The organism is Paenibacillus sp. Y660, from assembly GCF_057221575.1.
Genome location: NZ_JBXBBJ010000014.1, coordinates 33862 through 60257 on the forward strand (window position 1 = coordinate 33862; position 26396 = coordinate 60257).

Sequence of the window (26396 nt, forward strand, 5' to 3'; positions counted from 1 at the left end):
TGAGGGTGTCCCAAAAGCCAAAGGCTTTAGGGGCACCCTTTTTTTTATAGTAAGTGAAGCATTAACGTTTTGCTTTATAGATGGCAGGCGTAGTATTGGTTCTCGGAAGTTACTTCAAAACCAACGCTTTGGTATAGAATTAATGCACGCTTATTTTCGGTGACGACTCCTAATCGGATGTGGGTGCGTTGTTCTTCCAACAATATACTTACAGCCTTCGAAAGAACCTCACGCCCCATTCCTTTTCCTTGATAGGTAGGGAGTATGCAAAAATCATGAATAACGGCAGTCGATGGATTGATGTGATTGATTCGGATGATGCCGACATTCACGCTATTCATCAAGGCGATATAGGTCACTCGAGAAGGCTCATTCGTACGGGTAAAATATTCGCGTGTCCATTCCTCTGAATCGCCAAAGGATTGAGATGAGCACTGCACCATTGATTTGTTCAAAATGTTTGCATTGTTGCTCTAGTATAACGATTGCATCGATTTGTTCCTTAGAATCATATTTCATAGCTATTAATTCATATTTAGGCATAGTTGCAGCACCCTCAATGGTGAAGGAAAACACGCAGTTTATGGACCAGTAGGCGCTATCCTTCTAGAATGGGTCCGGTTGTATAATTTTTCATTATTATCGCCTCCAATTAATCTAATAAAGACTATAACATAAAACGGGGGAGCTCTATGATAAAATAATGGTTATTTTAGACCCGGATCATATAAAATAGAGAGTAATTATACTGTGTTAAAGGAGCCATCCATTGAAAAGAAAAACGATAAAAATAGCAAAGATAAGCATAATGATCATTGCTTTGCTCGTTGCTGCCGGATTAGTTTTTCCAACATGGACACCGCAAATTAAAGGAGCTAACAGCATAAGCTCATTAGAGCAGGTTACGATCAATGGCACGGGGCATGAGGTCATGATTAGGGGAGCAGACCAACGCAATCCGATTGTCATTTTTGTGCATGGAGGTCCAGGGTGCTCCGAAATTCCTTATGTGAGAAAATATCAAGATTTGCTCGAGGAAAATTTTACTATTGTGCATTATGACCAGCGAGGTAGCGGGAAATCGTATCATTTTTTGGAGGACTACTCCCATTTATCAACAGATTTGCTCGTAGATGATCTGCTCGCTCTGACAGATTATGTTGCAGATGAACTTGGACAAGAAAAAGTGCTGCTGATCGGTCATTCTTTCGGCACTTATATTGGAATGAAAGCAGCGGCTAGAGCACCTGACAAATTTGTTGCTTATATTGGTATTGGGCAGGTTGCCGATACGGTGAAAAGCGAATTGGACAGTTTGAATTATACGATCGAGAAAGCAAAAATAGCCGGCAATTTGAAAGATGCGGAGCGATTAGAGCTTCTTCGAGGGCGAGTCGAGCAAGGGGAAGCTTCTACGCCAAGAAGCATGATTCGGAAATATGGCGGAGCAGCAAGATTAATTGATGATAACATGGATTATTACACTGGTTTTCTTTTTCAACCCGAATATAATTTACTTGATGTCATTCGTTATCTAAAAGGGGTTTCGGTGTCGCAGGAGCTCTTATTGGAGGAAGAATCAAAAAACGACATTACTACCATCGTTGATAGGCTGGACATTCCTTATTATTTTGTTATGGGACAGTATGATTATATGACATCGGCAAACGCGGCAAGAGAATACTTTGAGAGGCTGGAAGCACCTCTAAAGGATTTTGTTATTTTCGAAAAATCAGCTCATTATCCGCAGTTTGAGGAAAAAGCGTTATTCGCAGAATGGTTGAAAAAAACTTGGGATCAACTCGCCTTTTAAGCGGTTATCCTATGAAATATACATTTGAACGGAGCAGCGCCAGAAGCTTCTCCCTTCAAATGCGGTCTTGCCATTCCTTTATTCCCTATGCTAGCTTTGAGCCGAGCTTCTTTACTTTTTCGAGCCATTTGACGCGCTTTTCTGCTGATGAAGGCTTAACAGGCCCAATTTCCGTCACGCGTACAGGCGTAATACCGCAGAACTGCAAAATATTGCGTTTCATTACATTATGGCCGGCACTCTTGTAAACCCATTTGTAGTACCAAGGCGGAGTGTCCATCGTGACAATTAAGTGAGCAGATTTGCCGCGCAGGAGCTTATCCCATAGGCTGGAATTTTCACGGTATTTGAAAGCAAAGCCAGGCAAAAACACACGGTCAATGAAGCCTTTCAGGATGGCTGGCATCGCGCCCCACCAGGTTGGATAAACGAATACGAGATGATCCGCCCAGCTAATTAATTTCTGAGCCTCTATCAGATCTTTCTCCAGCTCGGTTCTTTGGCGGTAACCGAAACTTAAGTTCAGATCAAATTGAATGTTGCTCAAATCAATGGATCGAACCTCGGCATTGCTGCTCATTGCCCCTTCTATATAAGCCTTGGACAAGGCCGAGCAGAAGCTTTGTGAATCGGGATGTCCGGTAATGACGACAATTTTTGATTTCATATCGATATTCCTCCTCTATTCAATGCCACTCATTCAGTTGATCGCTGACGATCGTAGTTGCTTGCGATATAATATAGTGGTGTTTGACTACATTTAGCTTAATACGATTTCAAATCGAAATAAATGATCAATGACGCAAAAAATGTTGCTGATTCGCGCAAAGGAGGATTGTAGCTTGAAGAGTCATGGCGTGGCCATCTCGATGGTATATCCGATTATGAAGACAATCGTTCACAAAGGATATGATACAGAGCAATATTGCAGCTATGCTTCGTTTGATGCTAGTCTTCTGCAAGATGTGGAAGCGCGTATTTCGGGAGAGGAATTGGTACGATTGACGATCGCAGCCGCACATTACACGCAAGACGATCATTTTGGTTTGCACCAAGGTGAATTTATGGAGTTCGGAGATTTGGGCATTCTCGGTTATGTGATGATGCATTCCAGCACGATTGTTGAATCGTTAACCGCATACCAGCGGTATAATGTGATTTTGTCCAATGGATTCAACCTGGACTGGGAAGTGCAGGGAGAAGATGTCCTTATTCGGCTGTTTTTACAGCATACCGAGCAGAAGTCTCGTCATTGTATGGAGGATATGGCGAGCTCCGTTTATCGGTTAATTTGCAGACTCAGCAACCGGCGTATTTTGCTTGAAGAAATTCAGTTTGCGCATGACGCTCCAACAGATACGAGCCCTTACATGTCAGTGTTTGGAAGAGTTCCCTTATTTGGCGGTGATGAGAATGTTCTGCGTATGAGCAAGGATGTGCTGTCCTATTCCGTTATGTATTCCGATGCCAAGCTGCTAGGCGTATTCGAGGCGATTGCGCAGGAAGCCAAGGATGAGCTGATGCCGGCAAGCGAGTTTTCAGAGCAGGTTGTACAATGGATGAAAAAATGTATTCCATCCTTTTTCCCGGCATTGCAGCAAACGGCTGAATCCTTCGGAATAAGCACGCGAACGCTTCAAAATAAATTGAAGGAAGAAAAAACGACATACAATGATCTTTCTATTCGCGTACGCAAGGAATTGGCAATGGGCTACTTAAGGAAATGGGAATATTCGGTTGGCGAGATTGCTTACGTCATGCACTTTTCAGAGCCAAGCGCGTTTCAGAGCGCATTTAAGAAGTGGACGGGGCTTACGCCAGGGCAGTACAGGACAAAAATAATGAATGAGCAAGCAGCTAACACAGTCTGATAAGGGCTGTGTTTTTATTTGATAGCATTATCGCTGATTTATCAAAACAAGGCTATCTGAAGAATGTCAGGCTGGATGCAGCAACACATTTGCTGTCAGGTGCACTAAATGAGGCAGCGCTCTGGCTGGTGCAAATAGCGAATGCAGCTGATGCTGCCGAAGCGATGGAAGACTGTCAACAGACGCTTCGCAAGCTGCTCGATGGTATTAAATAAACCAGCCCACGGCATTACGCGCTCTGAATTTCCGCGTTTTAATGTTCGTGGGCGTGGAGTCCGCTGCTAAGTTATTAATACCTTACATCTTGAATTTTTCAACTAAAATTTGCAATTCCTCAGCCATTTGTGTTAGTGCGAAACTGGAAGATGAAATTTCTTGCATGGAGGCGAGCTGCTCTTCTGTTGCAGCAGACACATTTTCGGTCCCGGATGCAGTCGTTTGTGAAAGCTTTGAGATTCCTTCAAAGGCTTGAACGACTTGCTCTGTTCCGGAGGCAATTTGCTGAGAAGCCTCCGAAACCTCTAGCACCTGATGGTTAACCTCTTCTACAAATAGCTCAATTTCAGAAAATAAGCTTCCCGCGGCCTGCACGACTTCCATTCCCATATTGACTTCTTTTGTCGCCACTTGCATAGAGGACTGAGCCAATACGATTTTATCTCGAACAGCATGAATCAGAGCAGAGATTTTCTCCGTAGATTGTGAAGATTGTTCAGCAAGCTTCTTTACTTCTCCGGCTACGACAGCAAAGCCGCGTCCATGTTCTCCTGATCTGGCTGCCTCGATAGCTGCGTTAAGCGAGAGCAAATTCGTTTGTTGAGCAATTTGCGTGATGACAGCGGTGATTTGGCTAATTTCTTGAGAAGTATCCTCCAGTTGAGTGATTACGTGGGCCAAACCATCGACTGAACCGCTAATGGAATTCATTTGCTTCACAGCCGTTTGAATGGCTAGTCCACCTTCGGCTGATTTCTCCGAAGCTTTTGTTGTCGTTTCGGAAACAGAATGTGCATGAGAAGCAATTTGTTGTATTTTCTCTGAGACATCATGAACCGTTCGAGCGCTTTCACCGACTGAATGCACTTGAAGATTGGCACCATCCGCTATATTTTCAGAGATGCTCGCAATATGTTCGGAGGCATTGGTGGATTGCTCTGCGCTCGCCGACAGCTGCTCCGCAGAAGCAGCCAATTGACTCGAGGAATGACTTACCTCAACTAATAAGGATCGGAGAGAATCTATCATTATGTTTACGGATTTGGCAAGCAAGCCTACCTCATCCTTGGAATTGATATTCGATTTTTCCCGTAGATCTCCATCCGCTACCTTTGTCACAATGGCCAATATTTTGTTAAGTGGTTTTGTGATCGATTGGGCGATAACGATCCCCATTAAAACACTTATTAGAAAAGCAACAACAACTACAATGATCGTCATATTGCGTGCCTTGGAATAGTCAGTTTCAGATTCCGCGTCTTGTTTAGTAGCGAGCACTACTTTGATATTGATAAGCTTGTCCAATGTCTCCTCTGTTTGATACCCTAGTGAAGCCATTTGAGGAAGAAAAGCTAGGAATGCCGACCGGTCATTCTGATAGGCAAGTTGAATCGCATTATCAAATAGTATTACGTATTGGTCCAATTGGGCCTCAAACGTTTTTAACAGTTCCACCTCTGATGGAGTGTGATTAATAACTCGATATTCATCTAAAAGTTTAATGATATCATGTTTTAATGCAGGAATCTTTTTAGCTAATTTATCTTTGTTTTCCTTCGTTGACGCATTGCTAATATCTCGGACCACAACTCTTAACTTTTGGAAGTTGGTTCCCGTCATGCTCAAGCTTTTAATTGAAATTAGATAATTGTCATATATTTCGTTTAAGTTTTTCTTCATTTCGTTTAAATGATGTAAGGAGTAGAATCCAACACCGGCTAAAATAATAGAAATTAATAGAAAAGCTGTGAGCAATTTTACCGCTGTGTTTAAATTCATGATCCATTTCATCCATTTTTCCACCTTATTTTTTATTTAGTAATTGTGGATCTTACATCAAGGTGAAATCGATTGCTTCGAAAAAAGACAATTGATTATCTGGATAATAATTACCATAAATTACTAGTTGTTATATGTAGAATATTATCACATTTTGTCGAATAATACTCTAAATTTATTGTTAAAAAATAATCTCGAACGTACGAGCATCCAACCATAGTTCTCCTAAAAAAAAAAATCACATTTTAATTTTATACAAAAGGCTGCCTTCGTTTTCTCCATTGTTTTATGCTGCTCGGAAACAATGCAGGTGACCGCTTAGTTGGACATGAAGCAATGGTTAGGAAAATGTCGTTATATTAGATGTTGATTTTGTTAAACTTGCGGCTTAAACTTTAATTGTTATTGCTGCTAGCAGTCGTGAGAAACATGCTATTTTTCCAATCTACTTTTTTTGAGCTTCTAGTTTTACAGGTTTGGTCTGCTTGGTTAGCTATGTAATTGGAGGGAATAATTCATGGAAAATCCGATTTATAATAGGCTGCTTCCAGCACCAAAAAATGGCGGCTTCCATATGGACGATTATTACATTTGGTGCGGTTCTGCCATTCAAGGGGAAGATGGAAAATACCATTTGTTTGCATCGAGATGGCGCAAAGATCTTGGTTTTGGCGCGCAATGGTTGTTTAATTGTGAAATTGTAAGAGCAGTGAGTGACAAACCGGAAGGTCCCTATCAATTTGAAGAGGTCATATTCGAGCCTCGGGATCGTTCCTATTTTGATGCGCTGAATCAGCATAACCCCTCTATTAAATTTTGGAATGGTACGTATTATCTTTATTATTTCGGTACGACTTACGGCGGGCCTATCCCGTCACCGGGAGAGGATATATCCTCTGGTCGTGCGCTTGAAGTTTGGAATCGCAAAAGGATTGGACTCGCTACCAGCAATTCCATTTATGGACCTTGGAAGCGAATCGACACACCTCTTTTGGAGCCAAGGACGCCAGGCCACTGGGACTGTACCATTACAACCAATCCCTCGGCTGCTATTTTGCCGGATGGAACGACTTATATGATATACAAATCTCGTGAATATGCTAACGCGACGCTTCAGCTCGGCATTGCGAAAGCGCCTCATCCGGCAGGACCGTTCGAGCGGTTGAGCGATTTGCCGATTTTCCGTTTTGACAATGAGGATTTCCACGTGGAGGATCCATACCTTTGGTATGCGGATGGACTGTTTCATGTGCTGATGAAGGATGACTATAAGAATGACAGCGGCGGCCTTACGGGAGAGTGGGGCGCAGGCGTGTATGCTACAAGCGAGGATTGTATTCATTGGAACCTGCATCCGAATCCTTTGTCCTATACGCGCAGCGTGACATGGGATGACGGGACAACAAGCCTGCAGTGCAATCTTGAGCGTCCTAATCTCTTATTCCACGATGGAAAGCCGACGCATCTGTTTCTAGCTACCGGAAAGGGCGAGAGGCCTTGGGAATTTGAAGGCGTAACATGGAACATGGTTATTCCGTTAAAATAAATAAAGATGCCGCTGTGAACATGCAGCTCATTAATATAAACGGCTTCCGATAAATAATCGGAGGCCGTTTATATTGAAAAGATCAGCTACGGGATTGGCGATGCGGTCATCGGTATCAATCCTGTTATAGATACAACAGAGAACATTAAATCGCTGCTGCATGCCACGCAGGAAGTCATTGACTACTGGTCGATTGACTGCGGATGCAGGGGATGCCGTTCGTTTTGTATATTAAAGTGGAGGTTAGAAAATGGACAGAGAGCAGCGATTAATTATGTTTGAAGGTCTGGCACGGCATACGCCAGCGCGTATCGATGTCGGAAGAACCGGAACGCGGCCTTTAACGAAAGAGCTGTTAAAGCTGCGATTGGATCATGCGCATGCGGTTGATTCGGTATATGGTGAGGTTAATGCTGCCACCTTGGATGAATTTAATTTATTATTAGTTGACACGAGGTTTCCTGTTGAGGCAGGGGCACATATCGGTTCGATCTTAAGAAAAATGATTGAGCAGCAAATTAGCGGCGTTAAACTCATTATTTAATATTTTCTGCCAAGATGGAAGAATAGCCATCCGAGCTCCGAGCAGGATTAACGGGAAATTCTCCAGTTATTTCAAGCGATTTTGGACGGAAATGAGTGATAGATGGAGCTTTTCCTGTTACTTCAAATTGGAAGGAAAGGTTACTGGGCTGCGATCTGCTATAGCTGACAAAAAGCGGTCCGCGATAAGGTTGAACTCGCTTGGCGCATCTGCGTTAGCACAGTGACCTGCCCCAGGCATGATCACCAATTGGGAATGTAATTCTAATTCATGCAGTTCCCTTGCGGCATCTTGAATAAGTTTGAGATCATGTTCTCCAACGACGATCAAGAGCGGGTAAGGCATCGGAGTATCTTTTTTGATAAAAAAAGCATTCATCCCAGCCATAGCTGAAAAAGATTTTCGAGTAAAATGCTGCGCTCCTTTGGCAAATACAGCGCGGCCTTGCTCCGTGTGGCATGATGCTGCGGATAAATAAGCTCTAAATTTTTTCATCGAAAATAATACATACATGATCCATTTTAACCCTTCGCTTCGCTGCTTCTTCAATACCTGCTCATTCGCCTTATGTATCGAATAACCTCCCGCGATGATGACTGACTTTATCTGTTCCGGATAACGATCAGCAAACGCCTGCGCGACAAGTGATCCCATGGAGACACTTAAAATATGACAGTCAACAATGTCGTTTTCCAACAAAAGCTGGTTTATGATTTCAGGCATATCCTTAAGGGTGACTTTAGTTCCGCTAACTTGATTTTCCCCGTGTCCAGGCATATCTAGAACGATTACTTGATAACTCTTCTGAAAATATTCCGTTTGCGCATCAAAAATGTGATGGTCCGTAAATGCCGGATGCAGCATCAGGATCGATTCTTTTTCCTTATCTCCTGCGATGTAGTAAGTGAATTGTGCGTTTCTGAACGCCAGCCTTCTAAAAGTTTTATCGCTCTTCATTATCGTCCGCCTCCAGTTCAGTCATCAGCTCTTTAAACCATGCCAGCATGCTTCGGTGATAAAAGAGGCCAAGATCCAACGTTTTAAGCTGGAATCTGAACGTCTCTTTAAGATGTTCCGGCACGGCTTTCTGACTGGATTCCCTTTGGGCAGTCTCGAATTCTTGAATGGCGAATTCAAGCTGCAAGGCGACAGCCTTTGCAAGTGCAAGACGATTCGAAGGAGATAGATGTCCTAAGAAAAACAATTTTGTGGGTACGTCCTGCTCCAAACGATTTGGGGCAATGGAAGACAGCATCCAGTCCATAAAATACTGCCTGCCCAGCGGATTTATCGAATAGATCTTTTTTCTTCTTCCATTTTCAACGGCTTCCTGGAGATCGACATGCCCGTTGCTCTCCAGCTTCTTTAATGCGGCTTGAATGCTTCCAAGGCTGGCGCTAAAAAAGGGAGATACTTTTTGCTGCAGCGCGTTTTTTATATCATATTGTGTTAAATGGCGAATCATAAGAAGACCCAGTATTACAAACTCCAATGCAATTGCCTCCTTCGCTAAAATGATATTTTGATCATAACATACCTATTAGGTATATGTGAAGGGGGTTGCAGAGAAACAGCAATTGGAGCATCATTTACGAATGAACAGGTCTATCGAGCAAGGATAGCGTCATGGCAACAGAATTGTCCGCAAATGCTCGGTCGGGTTTAGATTTCATTAGCACAGTCAAACCGATAAGAGATACAACAAGCATCTGTGCTAATGCAGCTGCATTCGTAGCAGAATCAAGCTCCCCCGATCGCATTCCCCGTTCAATCGCTTCTTGGAATAGGACTGCTAAATACATCTGATGTTCCCTAGTAACAATTTCAAATTTGGCATCATGAGGAGCAAGCTCTACCATCGTATTGATACAAAAGCATCCCCGGTTCAGCTTTTCATCGTATTCATTTGCTACCAAGCCTTCAAAATAGAAACGAAAAGCTTCTTTGACTGACGTGCCTTTTTGCAGTTGAGCTCTGACGTTGGAGGAATGCTGCTGCGTATACTTTCGAAGGGCAGCTTCAAAAAGCTCCTTTTTGTCACCAAAAGCAGCGTAAATGCTTGGACGCTGAATGCCCATTGTGGCTGTTAGATCGCTTAATGAGGTTGCCTCGTATCCCTTTTCCCAAAACAATTGCATCGCTGCTTCTAAAACCTTCTGCTCATCAAACTCACGAAGTCTTGCCATTGTGATCCCTTCTTTCCATAACGATCAGTATGATATTATTTTATGATTTCGGCAGTTATCTGTCAAACTTATTGACAATAGAGGAATGCTGTTATATATTTCTCGCTATAATAACGTACCGATTGGTAAATAATTATTTGGTGTGTTGGAGTGAATTCGCCTGAGCCCCACGAGGAGAGGAATGTGTGAGTATGGAGAAGGTTCAAGCGAAGAAGCGGGCCGATGTAAGGGAAGCAAACGGAATAGCAAGGGAAACGGTACTAGGACAGCATGTCTTGGACGATTCTGCGCCTTCTCTTTCACGGATCGTGACGCTGCTGTTTGCTGTCGCAAGCGGGCTGTCCGTAGCGAATATCTATTACGCGCAGCCGCTGCTGGATCGGATAGCAAGCGAGTTTGGCATTAATCATGCTGCCGTAGGCATGATCATTACAATTACGCAAATTTGTTATGCGTTAGGGCTTTTCTTATTGGTGCCGCTTGGCGACCTTCTGGATCGGCGCAAGCTGGTTGTCAGTTTGCTGCTCCTTTCGGTATTTGCGCTGTTAACGGTCGGCATCGCGCCTACGAAAATCATTCTGTTTGCAGGCATGGCGGTGGTTGGTTTGTTTGCTGTGGTCGTACAGGTGCTGGTGTCGTTTGCGGCGACGCTGGCTAAGCCGGCAGATCGCGGGCGGACGATCGGTTTCGTAACGAGCGGTGTGGTGATCGGAATACTGCTGGCACGTACCTTCGCCGGTGCTTTGACCGACTTCGCCGGATGGCGAATGGTTTATGTAGTTTCGGCAGCCTTGACCTTGTTTATGGCTATCGCTATGTTTCGGGTGCTGCCGCGCCGAGAGAGGATTAAGGCCACGATAACTTATCCGCAGCTGCTGCGCTCGGTATTTATGCTGTTTGTTCAAGAACCGGTGCTGCGCATTCGCGCTGTAATCGCTTTGCTTATTTTCACGGCGTTCAGTACATTATGGACTTCGCTTGTGCTGCCGTTAAGCGCGCCGGAGCTATCGCTTTCACATACCGTTATCGGTTCCTTTGGGCTTGCCGGTGCTGCGGGCGCATTAGCGGCAGCGCGGGCAGGGCAGCTTGCGGATCAAGGACTAGGTCAGCGAACAACCGGAATCGCTTTAGTTATATTGATTGGATCATGGCTGCCGATCAGCTTTACCGAGCACTCCTTGTGGGCATTAATAGTCGGAGTCATTGCGCTGGACTTCGCGGTGCAAGCCGTTCACGTTACGAACCAGAGTATGATTTTGAGCGTTCGACCTGATGCGCGAAGTCGACTTACAGCGGGCTACATGATTTTTTATTCCATCGGCAGCGCTGTCGGCTCGATTGCTTCGACGCTAGTCTACGCTCAAGCGGGCTGGATTGGCGTATGCATCCTGGGTGCCTCAGTCAGCATATTGGCATTGCTCTTTTGGGCGTTTACCCGGCATTTGACGGAAAGGACTAGAAGAGAAAAGTAGAAGTGGGCAACAAAAATTATTTACTTGGCAGGCGATGATGAAACTGGAAAGCTTTGGCTTATTTTTTATGCTACTATAGTGCTTAAGATTAGCTATGCAGAAGGAGCTGAAATGGTCTGTGACAACGAATAATCAAGCATCCAAAAAAGCTGAATTGGATTCAGCGGCACAATTGGAGAAGGGACATCAACAGGTTGTTGAATTTTTGAACAAGCTGGAACATCCGCTCAAGCAGGAGATCGAAGAGGTTCGGACAATCATTTTAAGCGCGAATAAGAGGTTAAATGAACACATCAAATGGAATGCTCCGAGCTTTCAATTCCAAAATGAAGATAGGTTGACGTTTAACCTGCAAGGGAAAGGATTTTTTCGGCTTATATTTCATTCAGGTGCAAAGGTGAAGGACAATGCCGTTAAGCGTCAATCGTTCGATGATGCGACAGGGCTATTGGAATGGGTCGCGGATGATCGGGCATTCGTGAAATTTACAGATATGGAAGATGTACAAGCTAAGAAGGATAAGCTCGTTGAAGTGATTGCGATGTGGCTAGACCATTCCAGCACTTAGTAAATCTATTAAATATAAAGCAATCTAGAAGAAATGAAGGCAGTTTGGTTATGCTAAAATGAAGGACAAGGACGTACAATATCAACTTTTATTTATGTAGAGGAGCAATTGCGATGCCAAAAGAATTTTGGTTAAGTCTTCCGGTTAAAAACCTTAATCAGTCAAGAGCGTTTTTCAGCGAGCTTGGGTTTACCTTTCATCCGCGTCATTTCAACAGCGACGACATGGCAGGCTTGGTTATCGGTGAAGCGAAGGTTATGGTCATGCTTGTTCCGGACGCCACCTTCAAAAGATTTACAAACCATGAAATTGCAGATACTGCGCAAGGAACCGAGGTTTTGCTTTCCATTGATGCGCAGAGCAAGGAAGAAGTAGATGAGCTAATTGAAAAGGCGGTTAAGGCGGGCGGAACAGCTTACAGTAAGCCGAAAGAGCAAGATGGCTGGATGTACGGAGCCGGCTTCGTCGATTTGGATGGCCATCGGTGGAATGTTCTGTATATGGATATGAACAAGATGCCAAAGGCGTAGAAGAAGTATCCAAGGCTTATTAAGCGGCGTGGCTCTTGAGTGTAGTTCTGATCGTGCAGATAAAGCGAACAAAGGGAAAGACCGGCAACGAGTCAACAGGCTCGTTGCCGGTCTTTCTTCATTACGAATAAGGGACTACTTCAACAACCAAAGCGCAGGAACATTTGGAGGCTCCCAGCTTACAATCGAAGTATGCGACTGACGACATTCATACAAGGAACCATTGTACGTAACGAGTGCTCCAGTTGTATAGGCCGTATTAGGTGCCCATGCAGGTGCTGAGGAAGCGGCTGCGGTTGTGCCATTTACAGTGCTTGCAGCGGATTGATTGCCTGCAGCATCGATTGCATGCACTTTGAATGTATAAGTAGTGCTTGCGCTAAGTCCTGTTACCGTATAGGAGGATGCAGTGCCGGCAACGGTTGCTACCAGCGTTGTGCCGCGATAAATTTTGTAGCCGGTTACGCCCACATTGTCTGTTGAAGCGTTCCACATCAGCATTAAGCTCGATGAGGTCGGTGCTCCCATTACATGCAGTCCGCCAGGCGCAGTAGGCGCTTGCGTGTCGTTTCCGACAGGAGCATTCGTCGTAACGGAAATAGAGTTGCTTGCGCTTGATGCATTGCCAGCAGCATCTATCGCTTTGACATTGAAGGTGTAGGCTGTGTTTGCCGTTAATCCGGTAACATTATAGGATAGCGTCGTACCGGACACCGTACCCACTAAGGATGTGCCTCTGTAAACGCGGTAGCCGGTAACACCCACATTATCCGAGGAAGCGTTCCATGCCAAGGATACGCTGGTGGATGTTTTGGCAGGCGACGTTAGGGAAGAAGGCGCAGTAGGCGCTTGCGTATCACCGGGATTGCTTCCACTGAAATTAACATCAATCACATTGTAGAAGGCGTTTGCAGTATCGGCAATTTCCCATACAGCTAGAATGACCTGATAGCCGGTGCGGGCAGGCACGTTGCAAGTATTCGAATAGGAGAAAGGCGGTTGACCGCTGTAATTAACCGAGCAGAATGGCGTTAAATCGAAGGAATCGCGCGTGAGAGCAACATTTGGATTCCAGTTTTGCTTCGTAATATAATATTTCCAGCTTGTTGTTGAATGATTGGCGGTAAGCTTCCAAGTAAATGTATGTTGACCGGAGGAAATGTTCACTTTCGACCAGCGTGTAGCCGATTGCTCGTCAAGCTTCGGGAAAGCTCCGTTTGCGCTCGCGATCTTACCGTCTGCAGGTCCCGCAGCAGGGAAGCCTTTGGGCGCTTCTAGACTTTGAGGTTCATAGACAATCGTTCCACAATCTGTGTTTTGACCTGATTTACAGAGGGCGGCGCGACTGGCAGGACCTTCAACGTAGCCATGGGCAAAGAGCAGTTGCGAGAAAAGCGTCATTCCAAGTGCGGTAATAATCAAAATACTCAAGTAAGTGCGGAAACTTTTCACCTTAAAATGGGATAAACGAATGGTTGACAATGAATTAACCTCCTTCAAATTGGGTATTGCCGAAATGTATAAGCGCTTAAACAAATAGCAAATATACATGTCGAAAAACAATGCCGTTGATGGGGGAACAAAGCCTCCTTTCATATGGGAGCTGTATATATAAACTCATAATGAGTTCATATCAGAATCGGAAATAGAAGTTGAACGCTATGAAATGGTCTTTTGGCGAAGCCGTGTGATTTACCGGTAGGAACATTCTCGGAGGGGGGGATATATTTGTCATTGGAACTGCGACTGAAATCAGTGTACTACACTTTTTTAATAATTATGAGAGTATTTTGGATTATTTTATCAAAATCATGATTTATGACATCATTAACAAGAAAAAAATGGTCATAAATAGTAGTCAATTGTGCGCAGCCACTAGCTTTTTGAATGAAAATTGATTTGCGAGCTGCAAGGTTTGTTGTATGGATACTAATATATGCAATAGGTCTTCTTTATCATATTAAACAAAAAAGCCCGTCTGCAGTACGCCAGACATCACGATAGCAATCTGATTCAGCTTAAGACAGATAAAGAAAGCATCGAAAGGAAGCTTTTTCACCAAGGCATCAATCGGCAAAAAATAATAGTATTTTTTTATCCCTTGACCCCGAATAGCCGCATATTTTTACCCCTGTTTCTAGAGATATTAACCCCTTATTTTACCAAATGACCCATTGAAATGAACTAAACTATCCCATAAAATTTTAGTAGCAGCAAGAAGCGGCATATACAAAATAACACTATTTTAAGGGGGATTAACAAAAATGTTTAAAAGTACAAAATTGTTTCTGTCTCTAGCACTCATCTGCGTATTGATTTTGTCAGCATGCGGCAATAACGGTAACAATAAGGCTGGCAGCAGCAATAAGCCAAGCGCGGAGCCAGAAGGCGAAGCGACGAAAGCGCCAGAGGCAGAAAAAGTTAAGCTTCGCGTATTCTCCACATTCGGTGGTACGGACCCTGGTAAAGTAGCTTTTGAGAAGGTTCTGAAAGAATTTACGGATGCAAATCCTAACATTACGGTTGAAAATGATATCATGTCTGCGAATGACGACGGTTTCAGAACAAAAGTGAACACGGATATGAACAGCGGCAACGAGCCGGATCTATTATTCTACTTCATCGGCAAAGATGCTGAAGGCTTTGTAAACGCTGGCAAAACCGTGCCGTTGAATGACATCCTGGACGCTGATCCAGAATGGAAAGGCGGCTTTATCCCTGATGCGCTTGAGCTTGCTAAACAAGCGGACGGCAAAATCTACTCCATTCCTGTAACCGGCTTCTACGAGGGGATGTTCGTTAACAAGAAGTTGTTTGAAGACAACAAAGTTGAGCTTCCTACAGATTGGGAAAAGCTGAAAACGGCTGTTAAAGTTTTTGCACAAAAAGGAATCATTCCAATCTCCGCGCCATTTGACCAATCGCACTACCTGATCGAGCATTCGATTCTGGCTGCTGCCGGTCCTGAAAGCCAAGCAAAAGGTCTAAAAGACGGAATTGATCCTAACTGGGAGCTCGGCTTGTCGGGCTTGAAAGAACTATATGACCTTGGCGGATTCCCTAAGGATGCTGCAACAATCGATCTTGGAATGGCTCAGAACTACTACTACGAAGGTCTTGCTGCCATGCTGATTGAAGGCTCGTGGGCAATTGGCGGCATGAGCGATGAGCGCAAAGCCCAAACTACGGTACTTCCGTTCCCTGCCGTTGCTGGCGGTAAAGGCAGCGGAAATGATATCGTAGGCGGATTCGGAACTGGCTTCTATCTCGCTCAAAAAACGTTCGACGATGCGAAGAAAAAAGATGCAGCTATCGCATTGTTGAAGCATGTTACTTCGAAAACGAGCATCCAAACGATCGCTCAAGCCAATGGCGGAACGCCAGCAGCTGACGTAGAAGTAACAGGTCATCCGCAAGTTGTTCTTGACGGATTTGCAATGGCTGCTAAGGCTGCTTCAATCAGCATGCCTGTAGACAGCAAAATGTCTCCTGAGACTTTCACGACGATTCGTTCATTTATTAAACCAATCGTAACGGGCGAGAAAACGCCGAAAGAAGCGCTTGAGGCTGCTAAGAAAATCGAGGATGCGAATAAGTAAGCTGAAATAATGTCGTTATGCTCCAAATGATATCCGCCGCCCCTCTACTTGCAAGGGCGGCGATATCTTTTCAAGATCAAAAAAACTTACACCGTAGGTGATTGTATGAAGGGCGATAGGAAGTATATCTTTTTATTTTTGTTTCCGGCTGCGGTTTTAATGTCGATTTTTATTTATTATCCTTTTCTTAAAAGCATATATTTGAGCTTCTTTCGGACAAACGGTTTTTTTGATAAGAAGTTCGTTGCATTTGAAAACTACAAGCGGCTTTTTTCGGATGAAATGCTAGGTGCAGCAACGCTTAACACATTAGAGATTATGCTCTATGTTGTTATTTTCCAGGTAGGCATTGCATTAATATTGGCGGTTATGGTGGATAGCTTGAAGTGGGGGAAAACATTTTTCCGAACCGTGTTTTTTTTCCCAATCGTCATTTCCGGCGCAGCGATCTCTTTGATGTTCGTATTGATTTACAACTACCAGTTCGGGCTGCTTAACAGCGCTTTGGCTAAGCTAGGATTGGAAAAGATCTTGTGGCTTAGCGAGACGGGCGCTCTACGGGCGATCGCCGTTCCAACAGTATGGCATTACGTAGGCTTTTATTTCATCTTGTTCCTTACGGCGATGTCCAAGATTCCTTCGGATTTCTACGAGGCGGCGAAGATGGAAGGAATCTCCGGCATAAAGAAGACCGTTTATTTAACCATCCCGCTCATTGTCAGCGATATTAAAGTCGTCTTGATACTTGCGATTACCGGTACGCTCAAAGTATTTGATTTCATTTGGATTTTGGCGAGAGGACAGAACGGCACGGAAGTGCTAGGAACCTACATGTACAAGAAAGCGCTGATTGATTTGAATTTCGGCTATGGCTCAACGGTGGCGATTTTTATCGTTGTATTTGGCGTAGTGCTGTCGGTGATTACGAATCGTTTGCTCAAAAGAGAAGAAATTACTTACTAACTGTGGAAGGGGGGACCGGAAATGCAACAAATGAATGTGGAGACTCGCAAAGTGAAGAAATCGACGATGGAAAAACGTTTTGCTGCCAGCGATATTTTTGTATACCTTTGCTTGAGCTTATGGGCTCTAACGACCATATATCCTTTGCTCTGGGTCGTGAACAATTCGTTTAAAGTGTCCAGAGATGTTATGAACAACTCGTTTGGCTTTGCGTCAAAGCCCGTTATGATCAACTATGAAAATGCGTTTGATCGAATCAATATGGGTCAGAGCTATATGAACAGCTTGATTATGTCCGTAAGCGGCGTGCTGCTCGTATTAGTATTTGGCGGTTTGGCGGCATATGTAATCGCAAGATTCCGTTTTCGGGGCAGAAACGTTATTTTCTCCCTGCTTGTCGCAACGCTATTAATTCCTACGTTTGCGACTATCGTACCGGTATACGAGATACTTATCAAATGGAAACTGGTTAATACTTACTTAGGACTGATTCTTCCTCAAACCGCGGGCAATTTAGCCTTTGCTACGCTAGTTATTGCCGGATTCATGGCTACCATTCCGAAGGATTTAGAGGAAGCGGCTTTTATAGATGGATGTAATCGTTTTTCCATGTTTACGAAAATATTTTTACCTGTTTCAAGACCGGTATTTGCGTCAGCCAGTATTTTCGTATTTTTATGGTCCTATAACGATTTGTTCTCCTCGTTAATTTTTGTTAACAAGGAAAATGTACGTCCGATCGTTGCTCTATTAAATGAGATTAGTTCACAATACGGAACCGATTTTGGACTTATGGCCAGCGCCGTTTCCCTTACGGTCATCCCCGTATTAATTATATACTTGTTCATTCAGCGATTTATTGAGAAAGGCCTGACCGAAGGTGCTATCAAAGGTTGATTGATCATAAGAGACGCAAAAACCCCCTGCAATGGAAGAAGCATTGCGGGGGTTTTTGTGTCTATTGTACCCTGACCGGCTACCCCACTATTTGAACTGCTCACGTATTTCTGAAGGGTAACTGCCAAAATATTGGGTGAATAGCTTGGTAAAATGGCGCGGGCTGTAATACCCGACCTGCTCGGCGATTTTCTGAATCTGCAGATTTGGCTGCGACAATAGCAGTTCTTTCGCTTTAAGCATCCGGGTTTCAATTAAATATTTGGTGAAGGTGGTTCCGTATTTTTTGTGGAAAATCGCACTTAAGTAGTTCGGGCTCATACCGACTTCCTCAGCAAGCTGGGCAATTCCGATGTCATTCATATAATGCTGGTCGACATAGGCGATTACCTTTGCGATCAAATCACCTTGCTCACGATTGGCATCAGACATCACATGAAGCATGTTTATTCCGCAAGCTTGCAGACTTGGCACCCACTCCTCCAAGCTTTCCCCAATGAGTGAGCAGGGCAGCTGACGATTCAAAAAAGCAGCAGCATGGGACCAATCGGCAGGTTTTCTTAGGACAATGCTTTTCAGGTCCTTCTCAAATGCAGTAAGCGCCTTTGCATAATTCAAATAATCATTCTGCAAATGAAGCTGGGTTACACGGGTTAGCCAATTGCCGATTTTTAAATGACCTTCAAGATTGTCGAGCTGCTTCAAATCGTCACACTGATGCAGATGTCCAGTCGGAAGCAGTGAAAGCAGAGGCGTAAAAAGGTGAAGCAGTGCAATTGTTTCCGGAATTATACCTACTTCCTCGCATATTGGCGCTTGCAGGGCATAGATAGAAAATGAATCCGAGCGTGAGTCTTTGAAGTTAAACGCCAGCTGGCGGTTGTATATGGCAAGAGGCGATTCGCCGATCCGTTCACTCTGCGGATCCCATCCTAGGAAGGAGATGGTCGAGCCTTGCGGCATTTTAATCAAGCAGCAGCGAATATCGCTGCGAGAAAGCAGCGGTTTTATGATCTGATGATGATTAAATGCGAGCTGCGGGCCGGCATCCTCCTGTGAACCATTCAACGACGCTTTCAGCAAGGTGATGGCATATCGGTAGCGTTTCATCTGCTCAGGCAGTCGCAGATTGGAATGATCCAGCTCGCTCGAGCTGTGAAGCACGGACAACAGATCATATTCGAACTGTCGATTCAACCGCATCATCATTTCAGTACGCTCCGCAAGAACCAGCCGCACAGCTTGTTCCAATTCAGAGTGAGGTACGGGCTTGACTAAATAATCAGTGATGCCAAGCAGCAGTGCTTCTCTCGCATAAGCGAAATCATTAAAGCCCGATATAATAATCCATTTCGTATGCGGAGAAAGGTTTTTTCCGATTCGAATCGATTCGATCCCATTAAGCTTAGGCATACGGATATCGACAAACACAAGATCGGGCTGATGCTGCTCGATTAGTCTTAACAATTCCTCTCCATTTTTGGCTTCGCCTTTAATTTGAATAGGGAGGTCCATTTCACTAAGCATGCTCACTAAAACATGCCTAGCGAGCTTCTCATCATCTGCTAGTATAATATTCATTTGTAATGGTCCTCCTTTATGGGGATGTAAATATTGATTACGGTTCCATGGCCGATGCGGCTGTTGATAATTAGCTCGGAATCCGGATGGGCAAGCTGCAGCCGGCTTCTTACATTGGCAATGCCGATATGTTCCTTATCGATATTTGGTTTTATTTCAAAGCCTACTCCGTTATCGGAAATCTCAATGGCAAGAAGCTGCCCGCCTTTGCCAACTACCGTGCGGGCAATGATTCGTACCTCATTTGGTTTATCGTCAGGTTCAGTGCCGTGGATAATAGCATTCTCAACGAGCGGCTGCAGCAGCAGCTTCGGCAGCTTGAAGCCCGCAAGCTCATGATCATAATGAATGAATATCGTTAAATCATCCTCGAAACGCAATTGCTGCAGCTCTAAATATTGGGATAGGAACGCAAATTCTCTCTCCACGGTAGACAATGCATGATCCCGCAATATATAGCGAAGCATGCCGCTTAAGGAAAAAATCGCATTCTCTAGTTTCTTGTTATCTCCATTTCTGTTCAAGGCTATAAAACCATTGAGCGTATTATATAGAAAGTGAGGCTGAATCTGCGCCTGCAAAGCTTGGTATTCGGCATCTCTTTGCGCGAGTACTGCTTTGTACTGCAAGTTGATGAGTTCATTGATCTGAGAGATCATGCTGTTTAGTGCGCCTCCCAATTGCGCAATCTCATCTCTGCCTTTGCTTTCATAGCGCATCTTCATATTGCCTCGCTTGACTTCCATCATGACGTGGTACATTCGTTTGAACGGTTCAACAATCCATCGCGACAAGTATAAGAAGAGAAGAAACGTTACGAGCAAGCCGCCGAAGGATAGCAAAACCCCTGTCTCGTAAATCCAGCTTGTTTTTTCATTGATCTGCGATTTGTCGAGTAAAGCGACGATGCTCCAGCCTGCTGAATCGATCTTATTGTAAACGGCTGCATATTCAGCTTGTCCGTCTTTAATGGATTCCGGCTTCATTTTCATTTGCTGCACGATTTTGGCTGATAAAGGCTGATTGGCATAAATGATTTGATTGTTCTCATCCAGGATGGCAACGCTGGAGCTGACATTAAAATGAATGTTGGCCGTAATTTTGCGAAGCACGCTTGTTGCCGCGTCAGACATTATAACGCCAAGCGGTTGACCGGACTCCGGATCTTTGAGGAGCCGCGCGACAGAAAACACTTGGGCTGGCGAATCACTGTTCAAATAGGCTTGATGATGCGAATTGATAAAAGCTGCTTTTCCGTTGGCAGCTTCCGCTTTTTTGTACCAGTCTTCTCCCTCGAATGGATAATCATGTATGAGCTTCAACGTATGATCGCGTGAATTCAAGTAAGCTTGTCCAGTAATAGGTATGACAATTGTACTAATAATATCTTCTCTCGTGTTGCTGAAGAAAGTAGAAAGCGTACTCGTCAGAGCACGGTCGGTTTGCAGTCGAACATAGTCATTGGCCGTGTCATACTGATTGCCTGCTTTGATTTTTAGCGCCTGAATAACATTGTCGTTTAAATAAGGAGAGGCGGTTAACCTCTCCAAATCGTCGAAATAGGTTTCAATATTCTCTGCTACAGCCGCCAGCGTATTCGCTGTAAGCTGCTGCGTATCCTTCGTTAGCAGGCCTTGGAAATAGTAGGGCAGGACAAAGGCCAGCACTATAAATGGAGCTACGATGCTGAGCGAATAGATGAGCGTTAATTTAAAGCGCAGCGTATGAACACCGTTCAACTGCAGCCCCTCCTTTAATGTGATTGGTTGCCAACTCTCATGCATAGCATATGAAATCGCATTCACGAATGTCAACCAACTTGTAGACGTTTTCAAAATTTGGTGTAGAAATCAGCGCAAACTTCGTAGAACTTTAGCATATGGACGTGTCACATTTGCATGCTATTATGTAAGCGTAGTCAACAAGACAACAAACATTGAGGGGATTGAGAGAGATGACGATGAAGCACACGAAAAGATTGATGTTTTTGACGCTGGTCCTGGTATTCCTGCTGTCGGCCTGCAGCTCACAAGGTTCAAAGGAAAATGAAAGCGCTACTAATGGTGGCAATGCGAACAATTCTAGCACAAACACAGAGAAGCCAGTAACGATTACAGCATCAACGAACGTAGTAGGCGAGCAAGCGGCATTGATTCAAGAGCTGACTGAAAAGTTTATGACTGAAAATCCGAATATTAAAGTTGAGCTTACTGCTCCAGGCAGTGAATACGAGAACATTATGAAGCTGAAAATGGCTTCGAATGAGCTTCCGGATGTTTTCTCGACACATGGCTGGTCACAAATTCGTTACGGCGATTACTTGGCTGACTTGAAGGATGAGGAATGGGTAAGCCGTTTGCAAGAGGCGATCAAGCCAGCGGTAATTGATGCAAGCGGTAAAGTGTATGCGCTGCCGATGGATCAAGACAAATCCGGTATGGCGTATAACGCTGATGTACTTGAGAAGTATGGCATTGAAATTCCAAAGACATATGACGAGCTAATGGCTGCTGCTGAAAAGATCAAAACGGAAAGCAAAGGCGAAGTTGTTCCCTTCCATATCGGTGGTGCGGACAGCTGGACGCTTGGGCAATTTTTCAACTACTTTGCTACACCACTCTTCATTAGCCCAACAGAAAATGATTCTGCATCGTTTGTAGATGGCACATTTGATTGGAAGAAATGGGATCAGCTTGCACAGATGTTCTTGGATCTGAAAACAAAAGGCTACTTGAACACAAACGTTCTTACAGCGAAATACAGCGATGATGCTCAGGCGCTTGCTGAAGGCAAAACAGCATTCGAGTTTTACGGTTCTTACATTATTGAAGAAGCTAAGAAGCTAAACCCTGAATTCAAAGGCGGATTTATGCCGGTTCCTACTATTAAAGAGGGTGATACTGCAACATTTGCAGGTGGAGAAAAAACAACATTCGGCGTTTGGAAGGATTCCGCGAATATTGATGCAGCTAAGAAGTACGTAGCATTCTTTGCACAACCGGAAAATATCGCAGCAATGGCTAAATCGTCTGCGCTTCCTCCAGGTCTTAGCGGTGTTGAAGTTGATGCAGGTGACCTGACAGCCTTCTATGAAAAATATAATGATACACGCATCATTCCTTACTTCGACCGCGTATTCCTGCCGAGCGGAATGTGGGATGTAATGTGCAAAAACGGTGCCGATCTGTTGGCAGGCGGCATTAAAGTGGAAGACTTCTCTAAAAACATGCAGCAGGAATTTGAGCGTCTGAGAGCAGTAAGCAAATAATTTTAATAACAAGCGATAACAAAAGAACAACTTAGAAAACGGCATACGAAGATAGCGGCGGCCGAATGCGGCTAATCACGCATGCGGCCGCGGCTCATTTTTGAAAAAAAAAAGAAGCCGTACATGAGGAAGGAGGTTTGGAGATGCCAGCTGGAAAAATTGTCGTCAAGTCGACAGATCAAGTGATTTACAATACAAATAAACGGAAATCGAGTCGTTTCGAAAAGCTGTTTCGTTTTCCAGGCCTATTGAATTTGATGTATGTACCCGCTTTGATTTTGTTCTCCATCTTTATTTTCTATCCGCTTATCAGAGGCTTTCAAGTATCCTTCTATAACTGGAACGGATTTTCGCAAAATATGATCTGGGTCGGCTTTGAGAAATACAAAATGATGATATCTGACCAAAAAGTGATAACGACTTTCAAAAATACATTGATTTACGGTCTTGGCAGCACATTGCTTCAAAACTTGTTTGGTCTGGCCTATGCGCTGTTTCTTGATCAGAAGATCCGGGCTAAGGCATTAATCCGTACCGTTGTGTATCTTCCGGTTATTATTAGCCCGCTTATTATGGGTTACATCTGGTATTTCATCTTTCAGTATAACAATGGAGCTTTAAATGATATTACGGCATTGTTCGGAATGGCGCCAAAGGATTGGCTCTCTAATGGGCCGATGGCTGTATGGATTATTACATTCGTAAATACTTATCAATACATGGGTATTGCCATGATTATCTATTTGGCTGGATTACAGTCAATTCCCAAGGATTATTACGAAGCGGCTGAAATCGACGGTGCTCGTTGGTTTGCCCGATTTAAAAATATTACGATTCCATTGCTAATGCCTGCGATTACGGTTAATATCGTGGTCAATATAATCGGCGGCCTGAAGCTGTTTGATGTCATCATTGCGATGACTAACGGTGGTCCCGGCTACGCTTCCATGTCACTTTCAACGATGATGTACAATTTAATGTTTGCAAGACAGGACGCAGGCTATGCATCCGCATTAGGTATTGTCATGTTCTTAATGATTTGCGTCATTAGCTTGACGGCACTGTGGCTGCTTCGCAGGAAGGAGGTTCAGGCATGAGCAAAGTGACGAAATACATCGCTGCATTTTTAATCGTAATCGTTCATATTGTTCCTTTCTACTTACTGGTCAACATGGCCTTTAAGCCAATGAAGGATTTAAGTTCAAAATGGGTTCCATCGTCCAACATCAATTTTAGCAACTTCGTTGATGCATGGAAGCACGCTGGATTAGATAAAGCGCTTATGAATAATATTATTATTACCGTTTGCACCATTGTACTTGGAATCTTAATCGGGTCGATGGCATCCTATCCATTGTCGCGCTTCAAGACTAAAGTGAATCAGGTTGTGTATATGCTTTGTGTGTCCTGCTTGGTCGTACCGGCGCTTACGATTCTGGTTCCACTGTATAGGCTGGTCGTCGATGTCAATGGCATCAATACGCATTGGGCGATTATATTGATTCATGTCACCTTTATTCTTCCAATGACCATATTCTTATATTCAGGATTTGTAGGTGGCATTCCAAAGGAATTGGATGAAGCCGCATTAATTGACGGCTGCAATCATTTTGAGATCTTTTACCGCATTATTTTCCCATTGATGAAACCGATTACTGCAACGGTTGTCATCATACTGGGGATGCAGGTATGGAACGATTACCAGTTCTCGATCTTCTTCCTGCAAAAAGCGGATTACCGTACGATTCCCGTTGCGCTGTCATCATTCATCTCGCAGTTCCAGAACAATATCAGCTGGGTAGCAGCTGGTTGTATGATCGCGATGATGCCGATGACCATCATTTATATGTTTTTTCAGAAATATTTTATTAAAGGCATGGCAGATGGCGCAATTAAAGGTTAGCGTTACGGCATACATCTAGCAAAACAACAAAAACCACTTCCCCGGAAGTGGTTTTTGTTGTTTTATTGGATAAGTTTTTAGGCGAATACAGCTCGATAGGTCAAATATTACGCATTGTCCTGAAGCAAATGAAAAGTTCGAATATAACTCCGGCTATTTAAATAAGCATAAACAATACATCCAGTAAGCGCATTCAAAAAAATGACTTGTTGGGTCGACAAGCAGCTACCAAATGAAGGAGGGAACAGAGTGAAAGCGAGCAGAAGAAAATTTGTTCTAATGACAGCAACGATCATTTGTGTTTCATTGTTATTCGGTTGTACGAGCAATAATGGAACGACGACGAATGAACCCAGTATTACAAAGACAGAGGAAGGGAATGCCGAGACGACAAAGAAAACGATCACAATTACGTATAGAGATGATGGAATTGGCGAGCAAGGAACGCTTTATAAATGGATTAAGGAAATATCAGCCAGTTACCCGAACAAAAATGTAGAAATCAAGCCGACTCCTATTCAAGCGTCCGAAGGAGACTATTTTGCCAAAATTGCATTGGCACTGAAATCTAAGGATACGGCGCCTGATATTGTAACGGAAGACACTTTTATTTTGAATTCGGATGCAAGCGCAGGATTTTTGGAGCCATTGGATGAGAGATTGAAAGGTTGGGAAGATTGGACCAATGGTTCCTTTATTGAAGCGATGAAAAAGGGAGTCACAGCGAGCGACGGAAAAGTGTATGGCGTTCCTTACAACACCGATTCAAGAGGTCTCTGGTATAACAAGGAAATCTTCAAAAAAGCAGGTTTACCGGAGGATTGGCAGCCGAAATCATGGGATGACATCCTAAGTACAGCGAGAACGATCAAAGAAAAAGCTGGCGAGGATATTGTTCCATTATGGATGAACCTTGGCAAGGCTACAGGAGAAGCAACATCCATGCAAACCTATGAAATGCTGCTCTATGGAACGGGTGATAGATTATACGATAATGACTCCGACAAATGGATTATTAAGAGTCAGGGCATATTGGACGCGCTTAGCTTCATTGAGACGATTAACAAGGAGAAGCTTGGACCGCCGCTGTCTAAAGTATTGAATGGCCAGGCAGGAAACACTTCTTCGCGTGAATATTTGCCTCAAGGCAAGCTTGCCATTTCATTAGATGGCTCTTGGATCACAGGCAACTACTTTGAAAGCGGCGCTGCGCCTTGGCCGGAATATAAGGATGTTCTAGGCTTTGCACCAATGCCGACAAGCAAAGGCCAGGCACCAGGATCGATTACACTGGCTGGCGGTTGGGCGTTATCCATCCCTAGCAATGCGAAAAATAAAGATGAAGCATGGGACTTCATCAAATATGCATTAAACAAAGAAAACACCCAAAAGCTTGTCATTGCTGCAGGCAACATTACGGTTCGGGCTGATGTGGCTAAGGATCCTGAATATACAAAAATGCCGTTTAATGAAATCGCGACGGAGTATTTGCAAAATGCGGAGTTCAGGCCAGCGCAGGATAAATATCCTGAAGTGTCCACTCAAATCCAAACGATGGTTGAATCAGTGACTACAGGTACGTCGCCTGCGGAAGCGCTGAAAAAGTACGCGCAGGATGTAACGAGGATTGCTGGCAAAGACAATGTAACGGAAAAATAAG

General features: G+C 44.0%; 25 protein-coding genes. 16 read left to right on the top strand and 9 right to left on the bottom strand.

Features of this window, described 5'->3' with window-relative positions; all coding sequences use genetic code 11:
* Positions 1–74: 74 nt before the first annotated feature.
* On the bottom strand, positions 75–455 hold the full coding sequence (locus AC2TDN_RS16410) for a GNAT family N-acetyltransferase (RefSeq protein WP_484688972.1): 381 nt from the start codon (positions 453–455) through the stop codon (positions 75–77).
* Between the two features lie 353 nt (positions 456–808).
* Here AC2TDN_RS16410 and AC2TDN_RS16415 point away from each other — a divergent pair, with 353 nt between their 5' ends.
* A complete protein-coding gene (locus AC2TDN_RS16415; protein ID WP_484689139.1) occupies positions 809–1813 on the top strand; it encodes an alpha/beta fold hydrolase in 1005 nt (334 codons plus the stop codon).
* An 85-nt stretch (positions 1814–1898) separates the two neighbouring features.
* Here AC2TDN_RS16415 and AC2TDN_RS16420 read toward each other — a convergent pair whose 3' ends face one another.
* Positions 1899–2480: an NAD(P)H-dependent oxidoreductase gene (locus tag AC2TDN_RS16420; protein WP_484688975.1), complete on the bottom strand. Its 582-nt coding sequence runs from the start codon at positions 2478–2480 to the stop codon at positions 1899–1901.
* Between the two features lie 175 nt (positions 2481–2655).
* On the opposite strand from AC2TDN_RS16420, the gene AC2TDN_RS16425 reads away from it, so the two are divergent.
* Positions 2656–3684, top strand: a complete 1029-nt coding sequence (locus AC2TDN_RS16425; protein WP_484688978.1) for an AraC family transcriptional regulator — start codon at positions 2656–2658, stop codon at positions 3682–3684.
* An 8-nt stretch (positions 3685–3692) separates the two neighbouring features.
* Positions 3693–3899 (top strand): hypothetical protein, encoded by a 207-nt coding sequence (locus AC2TDN_RS16430; protein WP_484688980.1) that lies wholly within the window; start codon positions 3693–3695, stop codon positions 3897–3899.
* 82 nt (positions 3900–3981) lie between these two features.
* On the opposite strand, the gene AC2TDN_RS16435 is transcribed toward AC2TDN_RS16430, so the two are convergent.
* Positions 3982–5691 (bottom strand): methyl-accepting chemotaxis protein, encoded by a 1710-nt coding sequence (locus AC2TDN_RS16435; protein WP_484688981.1) that lies wholly within the window; start codon positions 5689–5691, stop codon positions 3982–3984.
* A gap of 505 nt (positions 5692–6196) precedes the next feature.
* On the opposite strand from AC2TDN_RS16435, the gene AC2TDN_RS16440 reads away from it, so the two are divergent.
* The 3 genes from AC2TDN_RS16440 to AC2TDN_RS16450 all read left to right on the top strand — a co-directional run bounded on the left by AC2TDN_RS16440 (position 6197) and on the right by AC2TDN_RS16450 (position 7769).
* Positions 6197–7225, top strand: a complete 1029-nt coding sequence (locus AC2TDN_RS16440) for a glycoside hydrolase family protein (RefSeq protein ID WP_484688984.1) — start codon at positions 6197–6199, stop codon at positions 7223–7225.
* An 81-nt stretch (positions 7226–7306) separates the two neighbouring features.
* Positions 7307–7507: an ethanolamine ammonia-lyase subunit EutB gene (gene eutB, locus AC2TDN_RS16445; protein WP_484689141.1), complete on the top strand. Its 201-nt coding sequence runs from the start codon at positions 7307–7309 to the stop codon at positions 7505–7507.
* Entirely contained in the window at positions 7476–7769 is a 294-nt protein-coding gene (locus tag AC2TDN_RS16450; RefSeq protein ID WP_484688987.1) for an ethanolamine ammonia-lyase light chain EutC, read from the top strand. The genes eutB and AC2TDN_RS16450 overlap by 32 nt, the downstream gene beginning before the upstream one ends.
* Positions 7770–7886: 117 nt before the next feature.
* Here the strand turns inward: AC2TDN_RS16450 and AC2TDN_RS16455 are convergent, their stop codons facing one another.
* The 3 genes from AC2TDN_RS16455 to AC2TDN_RS16465 form a co-directional block, all read right to left on the bottom strand.
* Complete coding sequence (locus AC2TDN_RS16455; RefSeq protein WP_484688989.1) at positions 7887–8726, bottom strand: alpha/beta fold hydrolase; 840 nt, start codon at positions 8724–8726, stop codon at positions 7887–7889.
* The gene (locus tag AC2TDN_RS16460; RefSeq protein ID WP_484688991.1) at positions 8713–9261 is read right to left on the bottom strand and encodes a helix-turn-helix transcriptional regulator; all 549 of its coding nucleotides are present in this window, start codon (positions 9259–9261) and stop codon (positions 8713–8715) included. Before AC2TDN_RS16460 ends, AC2TDN_RS16455 begins: the two co-directional genes overlap by 14 nt.
* Positions 9262–9358: 97 nt before the next feature.
* Positions 9359–9955 (bottom strand): TetR/AcrR family transcriptional regulator, encoded by a 597-nt coding sequence (locus tag AC2TDN_RS16465; RefSeq protein WP_484688995.1) that lies wholly within the window; start codon positions 9953–9955, stop codon positions 9359–9361.
* 191 nt (positions 9956–10146) lie between these two features.
* On the opposite strand from AC2TDN_RS16465, the gene AC2TDN_RS16470 reads away from it, so the two are divergent.
* The 3 genes from AC2TDN_RS16470 (at position 10147) to AC2TDN_RS16480 (ending at position 12525) form a co-directional block, all read left to right on the top strand.
* Positions 10147–11427, top strand: a complete 1281-nt coding sequence (locus AC2TDN_RS16470; RefSeq protein ID WP_484689145.1) for an MFS transporter — start codon at positions 10147–10149, stop codon at positions 11425–11427.
* 118 nt (positions 11428–11545) lie between these two features.
* Positions 11546–11995 (top strand): DUF1801 domain-containing protein, encoded by a 450-nt coding sequence (locus AC2TDN_RS16475; RefSeq protein ID WP_484688997.1) that lies wholly within the window; start codon positions 11546–11548, stop codon positions 11993–11995.
* 113 nt (positions 11996–12108) lie between these two features.
* Complete coding sequence (locus AC2TDN_RS16480; RefSeq protein ID WP_484689000.1) at positions 12109–12525, top strand: VOC family protein; 417 nt, start codon at positions 12109–12111, stop codon at positions 12523–12525.
* 135 nt (positions 12526–12660) lie between these two features.
* Here AC2TDN_RS16480 and AC2TDN_RS16485 read toward each other — a convergent pair whose 3' ends face one another.
* A complete protein-coding gene (locus AC2TDN_RS16485; RefSeq protein ID WP_484689003.1) occupies positions 12661–14007 on the bottom strand; it encodes a lytic polysaccharide monooxygenase in 1347 nt (448 codons plus the stop codon).
* Between the two features lie 782 nt (positions 14008–14789).
* Here AC2TDN_RS16485 and AC2TDN_RS16490 point away from each other — a divergent pair.
* From AC2TDN_RS16490 to AC2TDN_RS16500, 3 genes are all read left to right on the top strand, one after another.
* Entirely contained in the window at positions 14790–16124 is a 1335-nt protein-coding gene (locus AC2TDN_RS16490; RefSeq protein WP_484689005.1) for an ABC transporter substrate-binding protein, read from the top strand.
* Between the two features lie 159 nt (positions 16125–16283).
* Positions 16284–17087 (top strand): carbohydrate ABC transporter permease, encoded by an 804-nt coding sequence (locus AC2TDN_RS16495; RefSeq protein ID WP_484689007.1) that lies wholly within the window; start codon positions 16284–16286, stop codon positions 17085–17087.
* Between the two features lie 21 nt (positions 17088–17108).
* Positions 17109–17984: a carbohydrate ABC transporter permease gene (locus AC2TDN_RS16500; RefSeq protein WP_484689011.1), complete on the top strand. Its 876-nt coding sequence runs from the start codon at positions 17109–17111 to the stop codon at positions 17982–17984.
* 87 nt (positions 17985–18071) lie between these two features.
* Here the strand turns inward: AC2TDN_RS16500 and AC2TDN_RS16505 are convergent, their stop codons facing one another.
* Complete coding sequence (locus AC2TDN_RS16505) at positions 18072–19565, bottom strand: response regulator transcription factor (RefSeq protein WP_484689013.1); 1494 nt, start codon at positions 19563–19565, stop codon at positions 18072–18074.
* Entirely contained in the window at positions 19562–21304 is a 1743-nt protein-coding gene (locus AC2TDN_RS16510) for a cache domain-containing sensor histidine kinase (RefSeq protein WP_484689015.1), read from the bottom strand. Before AC2TDN_RS16510 ends, AC2TDN_RS16505 begins: the two co-directional genes overlap by 4 nt.
* Before the next feature lie 215 nt (positions 21305–21519).
* On the opposite strand from AC2TDN_RS16510, the gene AC2TDN_RS16515 reads away from it, so the two are divergent.
* The 4 genes from AC2TDN_RS16515 to AC2TDN_RS16530 all read left to right on the top strand — a co-directional run bounded on the left by AC2TDN_RS16515 (position 21520) and on the right by AC2TDN_RS16530 (position 26395).
* A complete protein-coding gene (locus tag AC2TDN_RS16515) occupies positions 21520–22833 on the top strand; it encodes an ABC transporter substrate-binding protein (RefSeq protein WP_484689017.1) in 1314 nt (437 codons plus the stop codon).
* Between the two features lie 143 nt (positions 22834–22976).
* The gene (locus AC2TDN_RS16520) at positions 22977–23930 is read left to right on the top strand and encodes a carbohydrate ABC transporter permease (RefSeq protein ID WP_482068346.1); all 954 of its coding nucleotides are present in this window, start codon (positions 22977–22979) and stop codon (positions 23928–23930) included.
* Positions 23927–24736 carry a carbohydrate ABC transporter permease gene (locus AC2TDN_RS16525; RefSeq protein ID WP_482068345.1) on the top strand — a complete coding sequence of 270 codons (810 nt, stop codon included), beginning with the start codon at positions 23927–23929 and terminating at the stop codon, positions 24734–24736. The genes AC2TDN_RS16520 and AC2TDN_RS16525 overlap by 4 nt, the downstream gene beginning before the upstream one ends.
* Before the next feature lie 279 nt (positions 24737–25015).
* Positions 25016–26395, top strand: a complete 1380-nt coding sequence (locus AC2TDN_RS16530) for an ABC transporter substrate-binding protein (protein WP_484689147.1) — start codon at positions 25016–25018, stop codon at positions 26393–26395.
* Position 26396: the final 1 nt, after the last annotated feature.